This window comes from Acidimicrobiales bacterium (assembly GCA_035536915.1).
Classification (GTDB): Bacteria; Actinomycetota; Acidimicrobiia; order Acidimicrobiales; family JAHWLA01; genus JAHWLA01.
On the sequence record DATLNE010000012.1, the window covers coordinates 53,105 to 69,584 of the forward strand.

Sequence of the window (16,480 nt, forward strand, 5' to 3'; positions counted from 1 at the left end):
CATTCTCAGGACCTTGCTCATGTCGACTCCTTGTTAAAGGTTACATAATAACCTTTAACAAGGGCTCTCGCCGTTCAAGGTTGTGGGGTTGGCGTCGCCTGGTTACCGGCTCGTAGCATTCCGGGCATGTCCGAACGCACGAGGAACTTGCCCCGCCGGTCCTGCCTCTCGGTCCCGGCTTCGAGCGAGAAGATGCTCGGCAAGGCGCCCGGCCTGCCCGCCGACATGGTGTTCCTCGACCTCGAGGACTCGGTGGCACCCCTGGAGAAGGAGTCGGCTCGGGCCAAGGCCGTCGATGCCATCAAGAACCAGGACTGGGGCGACAAGATCCTCTGCGTCCGCATCAACGCCTGGGACACCAAGTGGACCTACGGCGACGTCATCGAGGTCGTCGGCAATGCCGGTGAGCGCCTCGAAGAGGTCATGCTCCCCAAGGTGCAGTCGGCCGCCGAGGTCGTGGCCATGGACCTGCTGTTGACCCAGGTCGAGCAGAACGCCGGCCTGCCCGTCGGCCACATCGGCATCGAGGCCCAGATCGAGACGGCCCGTGGCCTCATCAACGTCGAAGAGATCTGCGCCGCCTCCAAGCGGCTGGAGACCATCATCCTCGGCCCCGTCGATTTCTCGGCCTCGATGGAGATGCCGTCGCTGTTGGGCGGCCTGCAGATCCCCGAGTACCCGGGCGACTACTTCCACTATCCGTTCATGAAGATCCTCATGGCGGGCCGGGCCAACGGCCTCCAGGTCATCGACGGCCCCTATGTGAAGGTCCGCGATCCCGAGGGCTTCCGCGACTTCTGCACCCGCACGCAGATCCTCGGCTACGACGGCAAGTGGGCGCTGCACCCCGACCAGGTCACCATCCTCAACGAGGTGTTCTCGCCCTCGCAGGAGCAGTTCGACCGGGCCTGGGCCGTGCTCGACGCCTACAAGGAAGCCACCGAAGGCGCGGAGCGCAAGGGCGCCGTCATGTTCGGTGACGAGATGATCGACGAGGCCTCGCGCAAGGTGGCCGTGAAGATGGTCAGCCGGGGCGAGCGCGCCGGCCTCAAGCGCACAAACGCGGCCCAGTAGGCACGACCGTGGCGGGCCGACGGCACGCCATCGACGTCGTCATCCCGGCTCGCAACGAGGGCCTCACCGTGGCCGACGTGGTGCTCGCTTGCCACGGCTGCCGCTACGTCCGCGACATCATCGTGGTCGACGACGGCTCCACCGACGACACCGCGGCCAAGGCGGCCGGTGCCGGGGCGCGAGTCGTCGCACGCACGCCGGGCGGGTCCAAGGCCCACGCCATGCGAGCTGGCGTCGACGCCACCGACGCCGAGGCGGTGTTCTTCGTCGATGCCGACCTGCTCGGCCTGCGCAGCCATCACCTCGACGCCATTTGCGAGCCGGTCGTCGACGGCCGCGCCGTCATGTCGATCGGCACCTTCGACTACGGCGCGTGGAACCCCGTCGTCCTGCGCTTCCCGCCGACCACCGGCGAGCGGGTCCTGCCTCGCTGGGCCTTCGACGCGGTGGCCCCAGACAAGCTCGACGGCTACACCATCGAGGTGATGATCAACGAGGTCATCGCCGAGGGGCGGCTGCTCACCACGGCCCGGGTGATGAAGGGCGTGACCCATCGCACCAAGCGCGACAAGTTCGGGCCGGTTGAGGGATGGCGGCGCTCGTGGCGCATGTTCTGGCAGCTGGTCGGCCTGGCCCGGGTGGTGCGCCTGCGGACGTACTGGTTCTACCTGCGCGACCTGACTATTGAGACGTAGTCCTTCGAGAACCGTCCTGTGATTCGGGCGGTTGCGCCGCTACCATCCGAAGTTCACGCGGGGGCACTCGAAGGGACACACAATGAAGCAACGGCGGTATTCGCACGCGAGCGCGGTGGTCGCCGCCATCGTCGGCCTCTCAGCGTGGCTCGTGCCGGCCTCGCCTGCGGCTGCAGCAGGCTCCCTCTCGATCGATAGAGTCCACATCGACTTCGGCGCCCAGCGCGTGGGGACGTACGGGGGCGTCGAGCGCCTCACCGTCACAGCCACCGGGGAAGCCGTCGACATCGAGAGCGTCGACCTGGTCGGCGGCTCGGCCCGCTACGACTTCACGCCGGTCGACCCTGTAGACGGTGCGACCGATTGCTGGTCGGACTCGGTCGTGACATTGGCGGTGGGCGAGAGCTGTGTCGTCGACCTCGTCTTCTGGCCTGACGACGACGGGCGCCGCACGAGCACTCTCCAGTTCGCGACCGACGCCGAGAGCAACCCCTCTCTCCCGGTGGCCGGCTTCGGGACGGTGGGCTACTTCATCGCCGGATCGGCCGGCCAGGTCGCCAACTTCGGCGATGCCAACGACCTCGGTGACGTCTCGCACCTCCCGCTGAACTCGCCGATCGTGGGCATGGCGGCCACCCCGAACGGCGAAGGCTTCTGGCTGGCAGCGGCCGATGGCGGCGTCTTCGCCTTCGGCAACGCCCGGTTCCTCGGCAGCAAGGGCGGGCAACCGTTGAACCAGCCGATCGTCGGCATGGCGGCCACGCCCGACGGCGCCGGCTATTGGCTGGTGGCTGCTGACGGTGGCATCTTCACCTTTGGTACCGCCCCGTTCCTGGGCAGCAAGGGCGGCCAGCCGCTGAACCAGCCCATCGTCGGCATGGCTGCCGACCCGTGGGGGGCCGGCTACTGGCTGGTGGCCCGCGACGGCGGCATCTTCACCTTCGGCGACGTGCCCTTCCACGGCTCCAAGGGCGGCCAACACCTCAACCAGCCCATGGTCGCCATGGGGGCCACGCCGACCGGCGACGGCTATCACACCTTGGCACTCGACGGCGGCGTGTTCACCTTCGGCGACGCCGAGTTCCACGGCTCCAAGGGCGGCCAGCCGCTCAACGCGCTGATGGTGGGGATGGCGGAGACCCCGACCGGCCACGGCTATTGGACGGTGGCGGCCGACGGCGGCATCTTCACCTTCGGTGACGCCCCCTTCCACGGCAGCCTCGGCCACATCGGTGTCGACGATGTCATCACCATGGCGGGGACCGCGCCGCCTGCATTCCCAGCGATGTTCGGCCTCGCCTCGGCGGCGGCCGCCGATGGCGGTCGTGCCCCCCGTCAGGTGCTCCCCGAGAGCAGGCGGACGAGCAGTTAGCTCTTGGCGGCTTCGACGAGGCGGCGGGCGATGACCTTCAGAGCGAGGATCTCGTCCGCCCCCTCGAAGATCGACAGCACACGGGCGTCGACGAAGTACCGGCTCACGGGGAACTCCTCGGCGTAGCCCATCCCGCCGTGGATCTGCATGGCCTCCCGGGTCACCCACTCGGCGGCCCGGCACACGTAGGCCTTGACCATCGAGGCTTCCATGGCGCCTTCGCCCTTGGCCATGAGCCGGGCCACTTGGTAGGCGAACTGGCGGCTGGCCTGGATGATCACACCCATGCGGGCGAGCTTGGCCTGCGTCAGTTGGTAGTCGCCCACGGGCTTGCCGAAGACCTTGCGCTCCTCCGCGTACGACAGCGCCGCCTCGTAGGCCGCCTGCATGACGCCGACGGCGCGGGCCGCGGTCTGGAGCCGCCCGTTCTCGAAGCCCTCCATCTGGAGGTAGAAGCCGCGGCCCATGCCCTGCTCGCCGCCGATGAGGTTGGCGGCGGGGACGAGCCAGTTGTCGAAGGCCACCTCGTAGGAGTGCATGCCGCGGTAGCCGATGGTGTCGATGGGCCGGCCCTCCATTTTCCCGCCCTCTGGCTGGGTGAGCTCGAAGCCGTGGCCGTCACCGCGTTCCTTGGGCACGATGAACAGGCTGAGCCCGCGGTGGCCCTTGGAGCGGTCGGGGTCGGTGCGGGCCAGCAGCATGAGCACGTCGGCCCGAGCGGCGAAGGTGCACCACGTCTTGACGCCGTTGATGCGCCAGCCGCCGTTGGCCTCGTCGGGCGTGGCCGTGACCTTGATGCCCGCCACGTCGGAGCCGAAGTCGGGCTCGGTGACCGCCACCGCGTTCATGATCTCGCCGGTGGCCAGACGGGGCAGCCACTCGTGCTTCTGCTCCTCGGTGCCGCCCTTGACCAGTGCCCGAGTGAGGATCTCGGGTCGGGTGATGAGCGAGCCGCCCACGCCGAGCGAACCCCGGCTCAGTTCCTCGGTGGCCACCACCATGGCCAGGTACTCGCCCTCGCCGGCCGAAGCGAAGCCGCCGTACTCCTCGGGCACGCTGAGCCCGAAGGTGCCGATCTCGGCCAGCCCGGAGATGACGCGCTCGGGGATGTCCTCGTTGTTGCGATGGACGTGCTCGGCCACCGGCCGGATCTCGTCCTCGGCGAAACGGCGGAAGGTGTCCTGCACCATCTCGAAGTCGGTGTCGAGGTGGCGCGGCCCCTGCTCGCCTGCCAGCGAGGCCAGGAACTCGGGCGAGCGGTAGGTGCGCACGAAGTCGCGGGCGCCGTCGAGGGCGCCCGGCGTGGTGCCGAACTCCTCTTCCCGGCCCAGGATGCGGGCGCTGACGTCGTACACGGCGTCGGCCACGAAGGCGCAGGCGATGCGGGCCTCGACGTCGCCCTTGGCCCCGTAGTCGAGGATGGCTCGGGCGTTTTCGACGGCGGCCGAGGCGTGGGCGGTCTCGTAGGCGAGGACCTGGTGGTCGTCGAGGTCGCCGAGGGTGGCGAGGTGGCGAGCGGCGCCGTCGGTGACGGCCTTGGCCAGCTCGACAGCGGACGCGGCGGCGTTGAGGTCGGGAGCACCCATGGCGAGAGGGTACCGACCGGTAACTCCGCCCCACCAACCCCGGGACGGAGGTCAGCCGGGGCGGCGGGCGACGACGGTGACCAGCGGGGGCAGGACGACGGGGTCGTCGCCGGGGTCGACCTCGGTGAGCACGGTCAAGTAGTCGCGCACCGGGCCGTCGCCGACGCCCGCGGGGGCTTCGGCCCAGGCGTCGACCAGTTCGAGCCCGGCGTCGCGAGCCAGGGCAGGCAGCACGGCGCCCACGTCGGGGTGGCGGGCATCGGGCATCGACAACGCCACGCCGCCGACACGCCCCGCGGTCGTGATGGGTTCCTGCGCCACCACCCAACCGCCCGGTCGCACCGACATCGCCATGCGCTGCAGGACGGCGACGGGCTCGTGCACGTGCATCAGCAGGAACCGGCAAAAGGCCAAATCGACGGGCTCGGGCAGCGTCAGCGCTTCTGCTGCCTGGGTGATGGCGAGCACCTGGGCGTGGGCGGCGGCCGCCTTGGCCACCTCGTCGCGGGCCTGGGGGTCGCTGTCGACGGCGTAGACCCGCCCGTCGCGCCCCACGATCTCGGCCAGCGCCACCGTCACGTCGCCGCCACCGGCGCCCACGTCGACGCACCGCCACCCCTCACGCAAGCCCAGCCGGTCGAGGGCGGTGGCCAGCGGCCGGCGGTACACGTCGTTGCGCAGCCCGAGCTCGATCACGTCCTCACGGTAGGCGGGCCAGGAGGGAGGCCGCTTCGGCGTTGGCCGGGTCGAGCCGGCGGGCTTCCTCGGCCGCTCGCCGGGTGCCATCCGGGTCGCCGAGCGCGGCGCGCAACTTGGCCAGGTTGATCCACGCGGGCACGTGGTCGGGCTTGATCGCCAGCGTGAGCTCCAGCTTCGCCACTGCCCGCCCGCGCAGGTCGCGATCGCCGCGGGTGGCGTTCGACCAGGCGTTGAGCAGCAGGGCATGGCCGTTGTGTACTTCCCAGTTGTGCGGGTCGAGCTCGGCCGCCCGGCGCCAGGAGCCGTCGGCGGCGGGGTACTCACCCGCCTGCCCGAGGGCCCGCGCCCGTCCGGCCAAGGCGTGCACGCTGTGCGGCTGCCAGGCCAGCACGTCGTCGTAGTGGCGCATGGCTTCGTCGAAACGACGCCCCCGCTCGTCGGCGAACGCCGCACCGAAGCGATACGTCGGCTGGCCCGGGTGCCACGACGCCGCCGTCTCCCAATCGCCGCTGCCCGCGGCCAGGTCGGCCCGCAGCGCCACAGCGCCGAGGACGACGACAGCGGCCGCGGCGACGGTCCGCGCCACCATCGGCGCCTGCTTCCGTGTCGCCTTGGCCGCAGGCGCGGAGGCAGCCACGATCCCGGCGATCATCACCCAGCCCAGCAACGCCAACGGCGGCACGTCGATCGACACGAACGCCTGCGCCAGGTAGGCGGCCAGGCCCGCCACGAAGACGGCGGCCTCACGCCGGGCCCGCCGGAACGCCAGCACGATCACCGCCGCGTAGGCGGCGAAGCCGAGCACGCCGGTGTCGGTGGCCTTCTCCAGCAGCACGTTGTGGGGCTTGTCGGCGATCTGCATGCCGAGGGTGCGCCCGTCCTCGCCTGAACGGTGGGCGGGGAAGGCGAACTCGAAGGTGTCGGGGCCGGTCCCGATGACGGGGGAGTCCAAGAACACCTGCCACGCGCCCGCCCATTGGCGGCCCCGTGCTTCGACGCTCTCCGTTCGCAACAGTTCGGTGCGCTCTACGAACGACGGCCGCAGGGCGACGAGTGCGAGGGCGACGCCGGTCAGCGCGCCCGCACCCACCCAGACCCGTCGCGGCACGCGATCGCGCTCGACGATGCCGAGGACGAGCAAGCCGACCGCTCCCGCCAACAGCCCGCCACGGCTGCGGGTGGCGACGAGCCCGGCGGCGACCACGAGGGTGGCGGCGCCGAACAACCACCGGTTGCGCATGAGCGCGGCGCGCACGCCGAAGGGCAGCGCCATGCCGAGCAGCCCGCCTGCGAAGTCGGGGTTGCCCATGAAACCCGCCGCGTAGCGAGTGGTGCCGCCCGCCGCCTGCTCCCACTCGTACACGTCCACGCCTGCCGTCTGCAGCAGCACATAGGCGGCCACCACGGCGGCCGAGCCCACGACGGCGACCGGCACGAGGTCGAGCCGGTCGGGGCGGCCCCGGAAGGCGACGACCACCAGCGCTGCGAACCAGAGGTACACGAGCAGCGGCAGGAGGCCGCCGTAGCGCTGGTGCGAGCCGAACACCGAGTCGAGGACGCTGCGCGAGAACAACGACGAGATGGCGACGACGCCGACGTAGGCGACGACCGCCCACTCGAGGGCGCCCATGCGAATGGAGCGCAGCCGCCCCGGCGATGCCAGCCAACCGACAGCGGCGGCTACGGCGACGACGACCAGCTTGGGCAGCCCGAAGATGTCGGCCGCGGGCGGCAGGATCACCAGTGGCACCGCCACCAAGGCGGCCAGCACCGCCCGCTCGGAGGTGGCCGAGTTGGTCAGGCGGCGCGACCGCCGATACGCCGCGCCTTCACCGAGTTCGACTCGTCGGACGGCGGGCTGGTGCCGACCGCGTTCGTGGCCGTCGCCGTGAACGTGTAGCGCTGCCCGTTCGTCAGCCCGGGAACGGTTGCGGAGCGGGCCGAACCCGGGACCGTCACGTTTGTGCTCGTGCCCACCACTGTCACTGTGTAGTTCAGGATGGGGGTACCGCCGTCGGATGCCGGCGCCGTCCACGTCACGAGGGCCGAGCCGTCACCGCCCTCGGCCCGCACCGAAAGGGGCGAGCCGGGGACGGGCAAGGGGATGACGGCGTTCGACGGCGCCGACTCGGCGCTGTCGCCCATGGCGTTGGTTGCCCGAACGGTGAAGGTGTACGACGTGAGGTTGGTGAGGCCGGTCACCACCACCGACGTGCTCGTGGTGGTGGCGGTTGTGCCGCCCGACGAGGTGACGGTGTAGAGCGTCACCGGGCTGCCCCCGTCGGAGGCAGGCGCCGTCCAGCTCACTCGGGCCGACATGTTGCCTGCTGTGGCGCTCACGTTGGTGGGGGCGTCGGGCGTGGTGGCCGGCGTCACTGCGTTCGACGGCGCCGACTCGGCGCTGTCGCCGATGCCGTTGGTGGCCCGCACGGTGAACGTGTAGCTCGTGCCGTTGGTAAGGCCGCTGAACACCAACGACGTGCCATCGGTCGTCGCCGTCGCACCGTTGGAGGCCGTCACCGTGTAGCCGCTGACCACACTGCCGTTGTCGACCGACGCCGTCCACGAGACGGTGGCCGACTGGTTGCCCGCGGTAGCGGTGACGCCGGTGGGAGCTGCAGGCAGTCCGGCCGGCGTGACCGCATTCGACGGCGCCGACTCGGCACTGTCGCCCACGCCGTTGGTGGCTCGCACGGTGAACGTGTAGCTCGTGCCGTTGGCGAGCCCGCCGAAGACGACCGACGTGTCGGCCGTCGTGGCGCTTGCCCCGCTGGAAGCCGTCACCGTGTAGCCCGTGATCGCACTGCCGTTGGCCGCTGACGCGGTCCACGACACCGTGGCCGACCCATCGCCTGCCACGGCGGTGACCTCGGTAGGCGCGGTGGGGGTACCCGCAGGGGTGACTGCGTTCGACGGCGCCGACTCGGCGCTGTCACCCACGCTGCTTGTGGCCCGCACCGTGAAGGTGTAGCTGGTGCCGTTGGTGAGGTTGCCGAACACCAGCGACGTGCCCGCCGTGGTCGCCGTCGCACCGGTGGAGGCCGTCACCGTGTAGCCGGTGATGGGGTTGCCGTTGTCGGCCGGAGCGGTCCACGAGACGGTGGCCGAGCTGTCGCCTGGCGTCGCGCTCACCCCGCTCGGTGCATCAGGTACACCCGACGGCGTGACCGCATTCGACGGCGCCGACTCGGCACTGTCGCCCACGCCGTTGGTGGCCCGCACCGTGAACGTGTAGCTGGTGCCGTTGGTGAGGCTTCCGAAGACGAGCGACGTGCCCGACGTGGTCGCCGTGGCCCCGTTCGATGCCGTCACCGTGTAGCCCGTGATCGCACTGCCGTTGTCGGCCGACGCGGTCCACGACACCGTGGCCGACTGGTCGCCGGCCGTAGCGCTGACGCCGGTCGGGACTGCGGGCAGCCCGGCAGGAGTCACCGAGTTGGACGGCGCCGACTCGGCGCTGTTGCCCACGCCGTTTGTGGCCCGCACGGTGAACGTGTAGCTGGTCCCGTTGGCGAGCCCTTCGAACACCAACGAGGTGCCCGTCGTCGTGCCGGTGGCCCCGTTGGAGGCCGTCACCGTGTAGCCGGTCAACGCACTGCCGTTGGCCGCCGATGCCGACCACGAGACCGTGGCCGACCCGTCGCCTGCCGTGGCGGTGACGTCGGTCGGGACCGAAGGCAACGCAGCAGGGGTCACCGGGTCGGACGGCGCCGATTCGGCACTGTCACCGACGCCGTTTGTGGCCCGCACGGTGAAGGTGTAGCTGGTGCCGTTGGTGAGGCCGCCGAACACCAACGAGGTGCCCGTCGTGGTCGCCGTCGCGCCGTTCGACGCGGTCACCGTGTAGCCGGTCAACGCACTGCCGTTGGCCGCCGATGCCGACCACGAGACCGTGGCCGACCCGTTGCCTGCCGTGGCGCTGACGTTCGTCGGCGCAGGGGGCGGGCCTGCCGGGGTCACCGAGTTCGACTCGGCTCCCCAACTCTCGCCCACGGCGTTCCTGGCCGTGACCACGAAGTAGTACGACCGGCCGTTGGTGAGGCCCGGCACTGTGAGCGACGTGCCCGTGGTTGTGGTCGCCTCGTACGTCACGCCGTTGTAGACGGTGTACGACGTGACCGGGCTTCCGCCGTCCCACGCGGGCGGCGTCCAGTTCACGGTGGCGGCGCCGTCTCCGGCCGTTGCCGTCACGTTCTCCGGCGGTCCCGGGTCGGTGGCCGGTGTCACGGGGTTCGAGGGCGCCGACTCGGGGCCGTAGCCGTACTGGTTCATGGCCTTGACGGTGAACGTGTACGTCTCCCCGTTGGTGAGCGAACCCACCAAGACCGGTGACTCGGAGGCGACGACCTCTGTGCCGTCGGACCCGGTGATGACGTAGTGGGAGATGGGCGAGCCGCCGTCGGCCGGGGCCGTCCAGCTGACCTTCGCCGACTCGTACCACGGCTCTGCGACGACGTCGGTCGGGGCGCCAGGGGCTGCGAACGGTGTGGCGAGGCCCGACGAGGTCTCGCTGCTGTCGCCGACGGCGTTTGTCGCTCGCACGGTGAACCAGTACGTCTCGCCGTTGGTGAGGCCGTCGACGGTCACGCCGGTTTCGCTCGTTGTGATCGTCGTGCCGGTGGGATGCACGGTGACCGTGTAGCCGGTGACGGGACGCCCGCCGTTGCCCCACGTGGCAGGCCATGAGACGTAGACCGTCGAGTCGCCTGCGTATGTGGCGACGTACGAGGGCGCGTTAGGGGCGCGCACTGTGCCGAAGTCCTCGTCGACCACGGTGTCCTGGCCCGCCACCACCTCGACGGGTGTGGCGGCAGCCAGCGACGTCTGCTCGTCGTAGTACTCGGTCTGGTAGCCGTACTGGCCGCAGTCACTGAACATCAGCTTGTACGAGCCCGACGGCATGGGCCGGAAGCGGTAGTTGCCGTCGGCGTCGGTCCACGCGTACCACCGGTTGCCGTTGGCGTCGTCGGCCATGGCGCACACGTCGCGCAGCGGCACGCCGGTCGAGTCGACGACGGTGCCGAGCAGGGTGCCCGCCGCGCCGGTCACCGTGAAGTCGATGCCGGAGACGACGCCGCCGGCGGTCACGGCAACAGGGTCGGCCTCGGCCGCGGAGGCGGCCTCGTTGTACCACTCCTCGCCGTAGATGCCGTTGCCGCAGTCGAAGGCGCGGACGAGGTACGAGGAATTGCCCAGGCCGGTGACGGTGTAGTTCCCGTCGTCCTGCGTCGTGGCCCACGTCGCGTAGGTGCCGTCGACGTCGCGGGCTTCGACACAGGTGCCGGCTGCAGGGCGTCCGGCGGCGTCGATGACGGTGCCGGTGACCTTGCCACCGGGCACCAAGTTGGCGTCGATCCCTTCGACGGCGCCGCCGCGCGTCGTTGTCACCACATCGGCGGTGGCCATGGTGGGCTGGTCGTCCCACCACTCGGGCGCCAGTGTGGCCTGTTGGTCGCACTGGCCGAACTGCACCTTGTAGTCGTCGGCGCGCAGCCCTGTGAGGCGGTAGTGCCCGGTGACCGAGGTGTAGGCGTAGGCGACGGTGTCGCCGGTGGGGTCGTAGGCCTTGACGCAAGCGAAGTATTCGCCCGGGGGAGCGACCACGCCGCTGATGGATGCGCCGCGGCCGACGACCGCGTCGATGTCGGTGCGGTGCTCGCCCACGGCCAGCACCAACGGGTCGGCCGCGTCACGACTGGGCTTGTCGTCCCACCATTCGGTCTCCCAGTTCTCGGCGTCGTAACACGGGGCGAACTCGACGGCGTAGTCGGAGGGCTCCATGCCGGCGAGCCGGTACGAGCCGGTTTCGGTGGTCCTGCCGCCGTAGCCGTAGGAGGTGGTGCGGTCCCAGGCCATGACGCAGATGTTGGAGACGGGGGCGCCGGCCTCGTCGGTCACCACGCCGCTCACCTTGGCGGCGCGCTGCACGGTCACGTCGAGGCGCGTGGTCTCGCCGCTGCGCACTGTGATCGACGGGACGGACGTGTACAGGTAGTCGGCGCCGTCGCAGTCGTTCACGTAGACCGTGTAGTCACCCGCAGGCACATCGGTGATGGCGTAGGAGCCGGAGGCGTCGGTCCGTCCCTGGAACGAGCGCCAGTTCGGTGCGCCTGCGTAGACACCGACGCACACCTCGGGCGCCGGAGCACCGGTGTCGTCGATGACGCTGCCCGCCACGCCGCCGGGGCCTGCGCCTTCGGAGGCGAGCCACAGGCCCGCCCCGCTGGGGGTGACGGCCATGGCAGTGAGAGGGCGGGCTCCGGTCACGGCATCGAAGGCCGCGGCATTCCCGTAGTTGGAGATGGTGCCGTTGGTGGCGGCGACCCAGTAGCCCTGGTCGTCGGCCGTTGCGCCGAAGGCGGCGGCGGTGATGCCCGTCCCGCCCGGTGAGCCGTAGAACTGGCCGGCGCCGAACGTGAAGACACCGCCGTCGCGCGCCAGCAGCCAGTACCCGTCGCCGCCTGCGGTTGCCTCCATGTCGACGACGGGGTGGTTCAAGGGAGCGCCTTGCATCGACCCGTGGAAGCCGGCGGCGCCGAAGGAGTACACGGCGCCGTCGGCGCCCGTGAGCCAGTAGCCGTTCCCGTCGACCGCAGCCTCGATGGCGACGATGGGACCGCCGAGTGGCTGTCCGCCCATCGACCCGTAGTACGGAGCCTCGCCCCACGAGTAGATGCCGCCGTCGGCCGCCACCAGCCAGTAGCCGTTGCCGGACGGCGTCGCCGCCATGTCGACGATCGGGCTGTAGGGCGTCCACGAGAGGTCGCCGTAGAAACCGGCATCGCCGAACACGAACACGCGGCCGGTCCCGGTCGTGAGCCGGTAGCCGCCGCCCGAGGGCGTGCGGGCCATGCCGGTGACGTTGCTCGCCAGCGGCGTGTCGCCGGTCGAGCCGTGGAACACGGCGTCGCCTCGGGCGTAGACGTGCTCAGTGGTGGCGGCGCCCGCAGGTTGCGCACCGGCCAGTAGGAGCACGACGGCCATGAGGCCACCGAGGCCCAGGACGAAGAAACGGCGAAGCTGCGATGAAAGCGACATTGGAGTCCCCCGATGGGCCCGCGTAGTGGGCCGTCCGCCTGACGGCCTTGCTCAGGATGACCGATGACGTCCTCCCCGTAAACCGAACGTTTCCGGGAAGTGCGCCATATGGGTCGAAGCCTCCCCTAATCGGCAGCATTTGTTGCGACTTGAGGACGATCTCTACGCTCCGGCGCCATGACCGTGCACGACCGCCCCTTCGGCCGTTACTTCGAGGACTTCGAGGTCGGCGACGTCTACAAGCACTGGCCGGGCAAGACGATCACCGAATACGACGACCACCTGTTCTGCATGATCACCATGAACCACCACCCGCTGCACACCAACGAGTGGTTCGCCCAGAACGAGACGGTGCACGGCAAGAACGTGGTGGTCGGCAACCTCGTGTACTCGCTGGTGCTGGGGATGAGCGTGCCCGACGTGAGCGGCGCAGCCATCGCCAACTTGGAGATCGAGTCGCTCACCCACAAGAAGCCGACCTTCCACGGCGACACCATCTACGCCGAGACCCGGGTGCTCGACAAGAAGGAGTCGTCGTCGAAGAACGACCGCGGCATCGTGACGGTCGAGACCAAGGGCTTCAACCAGCACGGCGACGAGGTCTGCTACTTCCGCCGTAAGGTCATGGTGTGGAAGGCGGAGGCGGCGCCGATGCGGCAGCGGCCGTACGGCGAGGGCGTCTGGGAGTAGCCCTTCTCGACTGGTGGGACGAGGCCGGGCGCGACCTGCCCTGGCGCCGCACCCGCGACCCGTGGGCGGTGCTGGTCAGCGAGCTCATGCTCCAACAGACCCAGGTGCCCCGGGTGGTGCCGAAGTACACGGCGTTCGTGGACCGGTTCCCGACGCCTGCGTCGTGCGCCGCCGCGCCGGTTGGCGACGTCGTGCGGCTGTGGTCGGGGCTCGGCTACAACCGGCGGGCCGTCAACCTCCACCGGTGCGCGACCGCCGCAGTCGAGCGCCATGACGGCCGACTGCCCGACTCCCTCGACGACCTGTTGGCCCTGCCGGGCATCGGCCCCTACACGGCTCGCGCCGTGCTGGCCTTCGCCTTCGAGCGCGACGTCGGCGTGCTCGACGTCAACGCGGCCCGGGTCCTGGGCCGGGCCTGGTCGGTGACCACGCAGGCCGACGCCGACGCCGTAGTGCCGCCCGGTAGCGGGTGGGCGTGGAACCAGGCGGTGCTCGACCTCGGTGCCACCCGTCTGCACTCGGCGGGAGCCCCGCTGCGAGGCCTGCCCGTTGGCCGACGGCTGCCACTGGCGCGGCGCCGGCGGTCCCGACCCAGCGCCGCGGGCCGGCAGTCGCGGTTCGAAGGATCGGAGCGCCAAGGCCGGGGCCGCCTGGTGGCGGCCTTGGCCGCCGGGCCCGTCCCGCTCGACGGCATCGACGTGGCCGCCGGCTGGCCGGGCGAGTCGGCCCGGGCGCAGGCCGCCCTCGACTCGCTGGTGGCCGACGGCCTCGCCGTCGTTCGCGACGGCGCCGGCCGCCTCCCCTGACGTTCAGTCCGCCAGAAAACGCAGGACGGCGGCGTTGACCACGTCAGGCCGCTCCACATGGCAGAAGTGGCCGGCGTCCTCGATGATCAGCGCGTCGGGCGGGGCGAACTCCACGCCGATGCACCCGTCGTTGCGGCCGTGCACGTAGAGCCAGGGCTGGGGCAGCGGCCAGTCGGGCCGGGTGTGGGGGTCGGGCTGGAACATGGCCCGGTATGTGGCCAGCGCGGCGCTGAGGTGCTCGGGCGCTCGCAGCGCGTCCTTCACATGGGCGACGTCTTCGGCGGCGTCGAAGCCGGGCGACCAGTCGGCCCACAGCCGGTCGAGGAACGCCAGGTCGTCTGCGCCCACGGCCATTTCCGCAAACGGGGTCTGGAAGAAGTAGATGTAGAAGCTGCGTCGGATCTGGTCGTACGACAGGAAGGCCGCCCCGAACACCGACATGGGCGGCACGGCCATCGTCACCAGCTTCGACCACCGCTCGGGGCCGGCCGCGGCGGCGCCGTAGGCGCCGAGGGCGCCCCAGTCGTGGCCGATGAGCACGGCCCGCTCGTCGCCGCCCAGCGCTGCGTGCAGGGCGTCGGCGTCGTCTACGATGGCGCTCGAGGTGTAGCGGCCGTCGGGCGCAAGCCCGCTGGGGGCGTAGCCCCGCAGCCACGGCGCCACCGCGTGGTAGCCGGCGTCGGCCAAGGCGGGCAGGAGATGCCGCCACGTATAGGCGGAGTCGGGGAAGCCGTGGAGGCAGAGGGCCAGCGGGCCGTCGGCCGGCCCGTCTTCGAGGTAGGCGAGTGAGAGCCCGCCGACGGAAACGTCCCCCTCGCGCACGAATGTGGAGGTTAACCGCCCCCCTTGGCGCGCCGAGAACTAGTGCATGGCCCATGAATGGCTCGATCGTCTCCTTCGCGCCATGGAGGACCTCGACGCGTCCGACCTCCACGTGAAGGCGGGCTCGCCGCCGCGGATCCGCGTCCACGGCGACCTCCGCAAGATGGACGTCGAAGAGAAGCTCACCAACGAGATGACCGCCGACATGGCCGCCGCCATCATGCGCGACGACGTGGCGGAACAGTTCTCCATCCGCAACGAAGCCGACTTCGCCTACGCCATCCCCGGCTGCGGCCGCTTCCGCGTCAACGTGTTCCGCCAGCGGGGCTCGGTCGCCATGGTCTTCCGGCGGGTGCGCACCTCGGCGGCCAGCTTCGACGAGCTCAATGTGCCCGAAGTCGTGGGCCGGCTCGCCTCCGAACACCGCGGCCTGGTCCTCGTCACCGGGCCCACCGGCTCGGGAAAGACGACCACCCTGGCCGCCATGATCGACCACATCAACCAGACACGCGAGGTCCACATCGTGACCATCGAGGACCCCATCGAGGTCCTCCACCGCGACAACCTGGCCGAGATCAACCAGCGGGAGATCGGCTTCGACACCCGCGACTTCGCCACCGCCATGCGAGCCGCCATGCGCCAGGACCCCGACGTGATCCTGGTGGGCGAGATGCGCGACCAGGAGACGGTCGCCGCCGCCCTGTCGGCCGCCGAGACCGGCCACCTGGTCTTCTCCACCCTCCACACCATCGACGCCACCGAGACCGTGAACCGGATCGTCGACTTCTTCCCGCCCCACCAGCAGAACCAGATCCGGGTGGCGCTGGCCGGGTCGCTCAAGGGCACCATCTGTCAGCGGCTGGTACCCACGGCCGACGGGATCGGCCGGGTGCCCGCCCTCGAGGTGATGGTGGTCAACGGCCGCCTGCAGCAGTGCATCATCGACCCCCAACGCACCGGCGACATCCACGAGATCGTGGCCGATGGCGAATACTACGGAATGCAGACCTTCGACCAGGCGCTGGTCAAGCTCTACCAGGCCGGTGCCATCGACCTACGGGGGGCCATGATGACGGCCACCAACCCTCACGATCTCAAGGTGATGTTGCAACAGCGAGGGCTGGTCGGCACGACCACTCGCTGAGGCGAGCCCGGGCGGAAGGGGCCGCCTACGATGCGCGCATCCCCGAGCCCGCCGAGCCCGCCGTGCCCCCCGAGCCGGCTGCTGGGCCGGTGGGGCCGATGGCCGCCGACTTCGTCCTGCCGGGCGATGCCGGTCCCGGCTCCGCGCAGGAATTCGACGTGGCCCGGTTCCGGGACGTGCTCGGGCACTTCGGCACCGGCGTCACGGTGATCACCGGGATGGCCAAGGACGTGCCGGTCGGCTTCACCGCCCAGTCGTTCACGTCGGTGTCACTCGACCCGGCTCTCGTGGCCGTGTGCCCGGCCCGGTCGTCGGTCAGCTGGCCCGTCATCCGTCATGGCGGCACCTTCTGCGCCAACGTCCTGGCCGAGGACCAGGAGAGCCTCGGCCGGGTGTTCGCCACGAGGGGCGCCGACAAGTTCAAGGGCGTTCCATGGAAGCCGTCCCCCGCCACCGCCTCCCCGATACTCGACGGTGTCCTGGCCTGGGTCGACTGTCGCATCGTGGCCGAGCATGACGGTGGCGACCACGTCATCGCCGTGGCCCGGGTCGTG

Annotated in this window: 12 protein-coding genes; 7 read left to right on the forward strand and 5 right to left on the reverse strand. The window is 70.5% G+C overall.

Annotated elements, in window-relative coordinates; all coding sequences use genetic code 11:
• Positions 1-126 precede the first annotated feature (126 nt).
• From VM938_03955 to VM938_03965, 3 genes are all read left to right on the forward strand, one after another.
• The gene (locus VM938_03955) at positions 127-1,074 is read left to right on the forward strand and encodes a CoA ester lyase (GenBank protein ID HVF74178.1); all 948 of its coding nucleotides are present in this window, start codon (positions 127-129) and stop codon (positions 1,072-1,074) included.
• A gap of 8 nt (positions 1,075-1,082) precedes the next feature.
• Positions 1,083-1,769, forward strand: a complete 687-nt coding sequence (locus VM938_03960) for a glycosyltransferase family 2 protein (GenBank protein HVF74179.1) — start codon at positions 1,083-1,085, stop codon at positions 1,767-1,769.
• A gap of 82 nt (positions 1,770-1,851) precedes the next feature.
• Complete coding sequence (locus tag VM938_03965; protein ID HVF74180.1) at positions 1,852-3,141, forward strand: hypothetical protein; 1,290 nt, start codon at positions 1,852-1,854, stop codon at positions 3,139-3,141.
• Here the strand turns inward: VM938_03965 and VM938_03970 are convergent.
• The 4 genes from VM938_03970 to VM938_03985 are packed head-to-tail and all read right to left on the reverse strand — an operon-like array spanning position 3,138 to position 12,410.
• The gene (locus VM938_03970; protein HVF74181.1) at positions 3,138-4,727 is read right to left on the reverse strand and encodes an acyl-CoA dehydrogenase family protein; all 1,590 of its coding nucleotides are present in this window, start codon (positions 4,725-4,727) and stop codon (positions 3,138-3,140) included. The genes VM938_03965 and VM938_03970 overlap by 4 nt on opposite strands.
• A gap of 51 nt (positions 4,728-4,778) precedes the next feature.
• Positions 4,779-5,423, reverse strand: coding sequence for a methyltransferase domain-containing protein (locus VM938_03975; GenBank protein HVF74182.1), 645 nt, complete (start codon positions 5,421-5,423; stop codon positions 4,779-4,781).
• A gap of 4 nt (positions 5,424-5,427) precedes the next feature.
• On the reverse strand, positions 5,428-7,197 hold the full coding sequence (locus tag VM938_03980) for an O-antigen ligase family protein (GenBank protein HVF74183.1): 1,770 nt from the start codon (positions 7,195-7,197) through the stop codon (positions 5,428-5,430).
• A gap of 26 nt (positions 7,198-7,223) precedes the next feature.
• Positions 7,224-12,410, reverse strand: a complete 5,187-nt coding sequence (locus VM938_03985; protein ID HVF74184.1) for a fibronectin type III domain-containing protein — start codon at positions 12,408-12,410, stop codon at positions 7,224-7,226.
• Between the two features lie 231 nt (positions 12,411-12,641).
• On the opposite strand from VM938_03985, the gene VM938_03990 reads away from it, so the two are divergent.
• Both VM938_03990 and VM938_03995 read left to right on the forward strand, forming a co-directional pair.
• Entirely contained in the window at positions 12,642-13,154 is a 513-nt protein-coding gene (locus tag VM938_03990) for a MaoC family dehydratase (GenBank protein ID HVF74185.1), read from the forward strand.
• Positions 13,094-13,960, forward strand: coding sequence for an A/G-specific adenine glycosylase (locus VM938_03995; protein HVF74186.1), 867 nt, complete (start codon positions 13,094-13,096; stop codon positions 13,958-13,960). The genes VM938_03990 and VM938_03995 overlap by 61 nt, the downstream gene beginning before the upstream one ends.
• Before the next feature lie 3 nt (positions 13,961-13,963).
• On the opposite strand, the gene VM938_04000 is transcribed toward VM938_03995, so the two are convergent.
• Positions 13,964-14,782, reverse strand: a complete 819-nt coding sequence (locus tag VM938_04000) for an alpha/beta hydrolase (protein ID HVF74187.1) — start codon at positions 14,780-14,782, stop codon at positions 13,964-13,966.
• A gap of 46 nt (positions 14,783-14,828) precedes the next feature.
• On the opposite strand from VM938_04000, the gene VM938_04005 reads away from it, so the two are divergent.
• Complete coding sequence (locus VM938_04005) at positions 14,829-15,926, forward strand: PilT/PilU family type 4a pilus ATPase (protein HVF74188.1); 1,098 nt, start codon at positions 14,829-14,831, stop codon at positions 15,924-15,926.
• 62 nt (positions 15,927-15,988) lie between these two features.
• Positions 15,989-16,480 (forward strand): flavin reductase family protein (locus tag VM938_04010; protein ID HVF74189.1); only part of this gene is annotated, 492 nt, incomplete at its 3' end.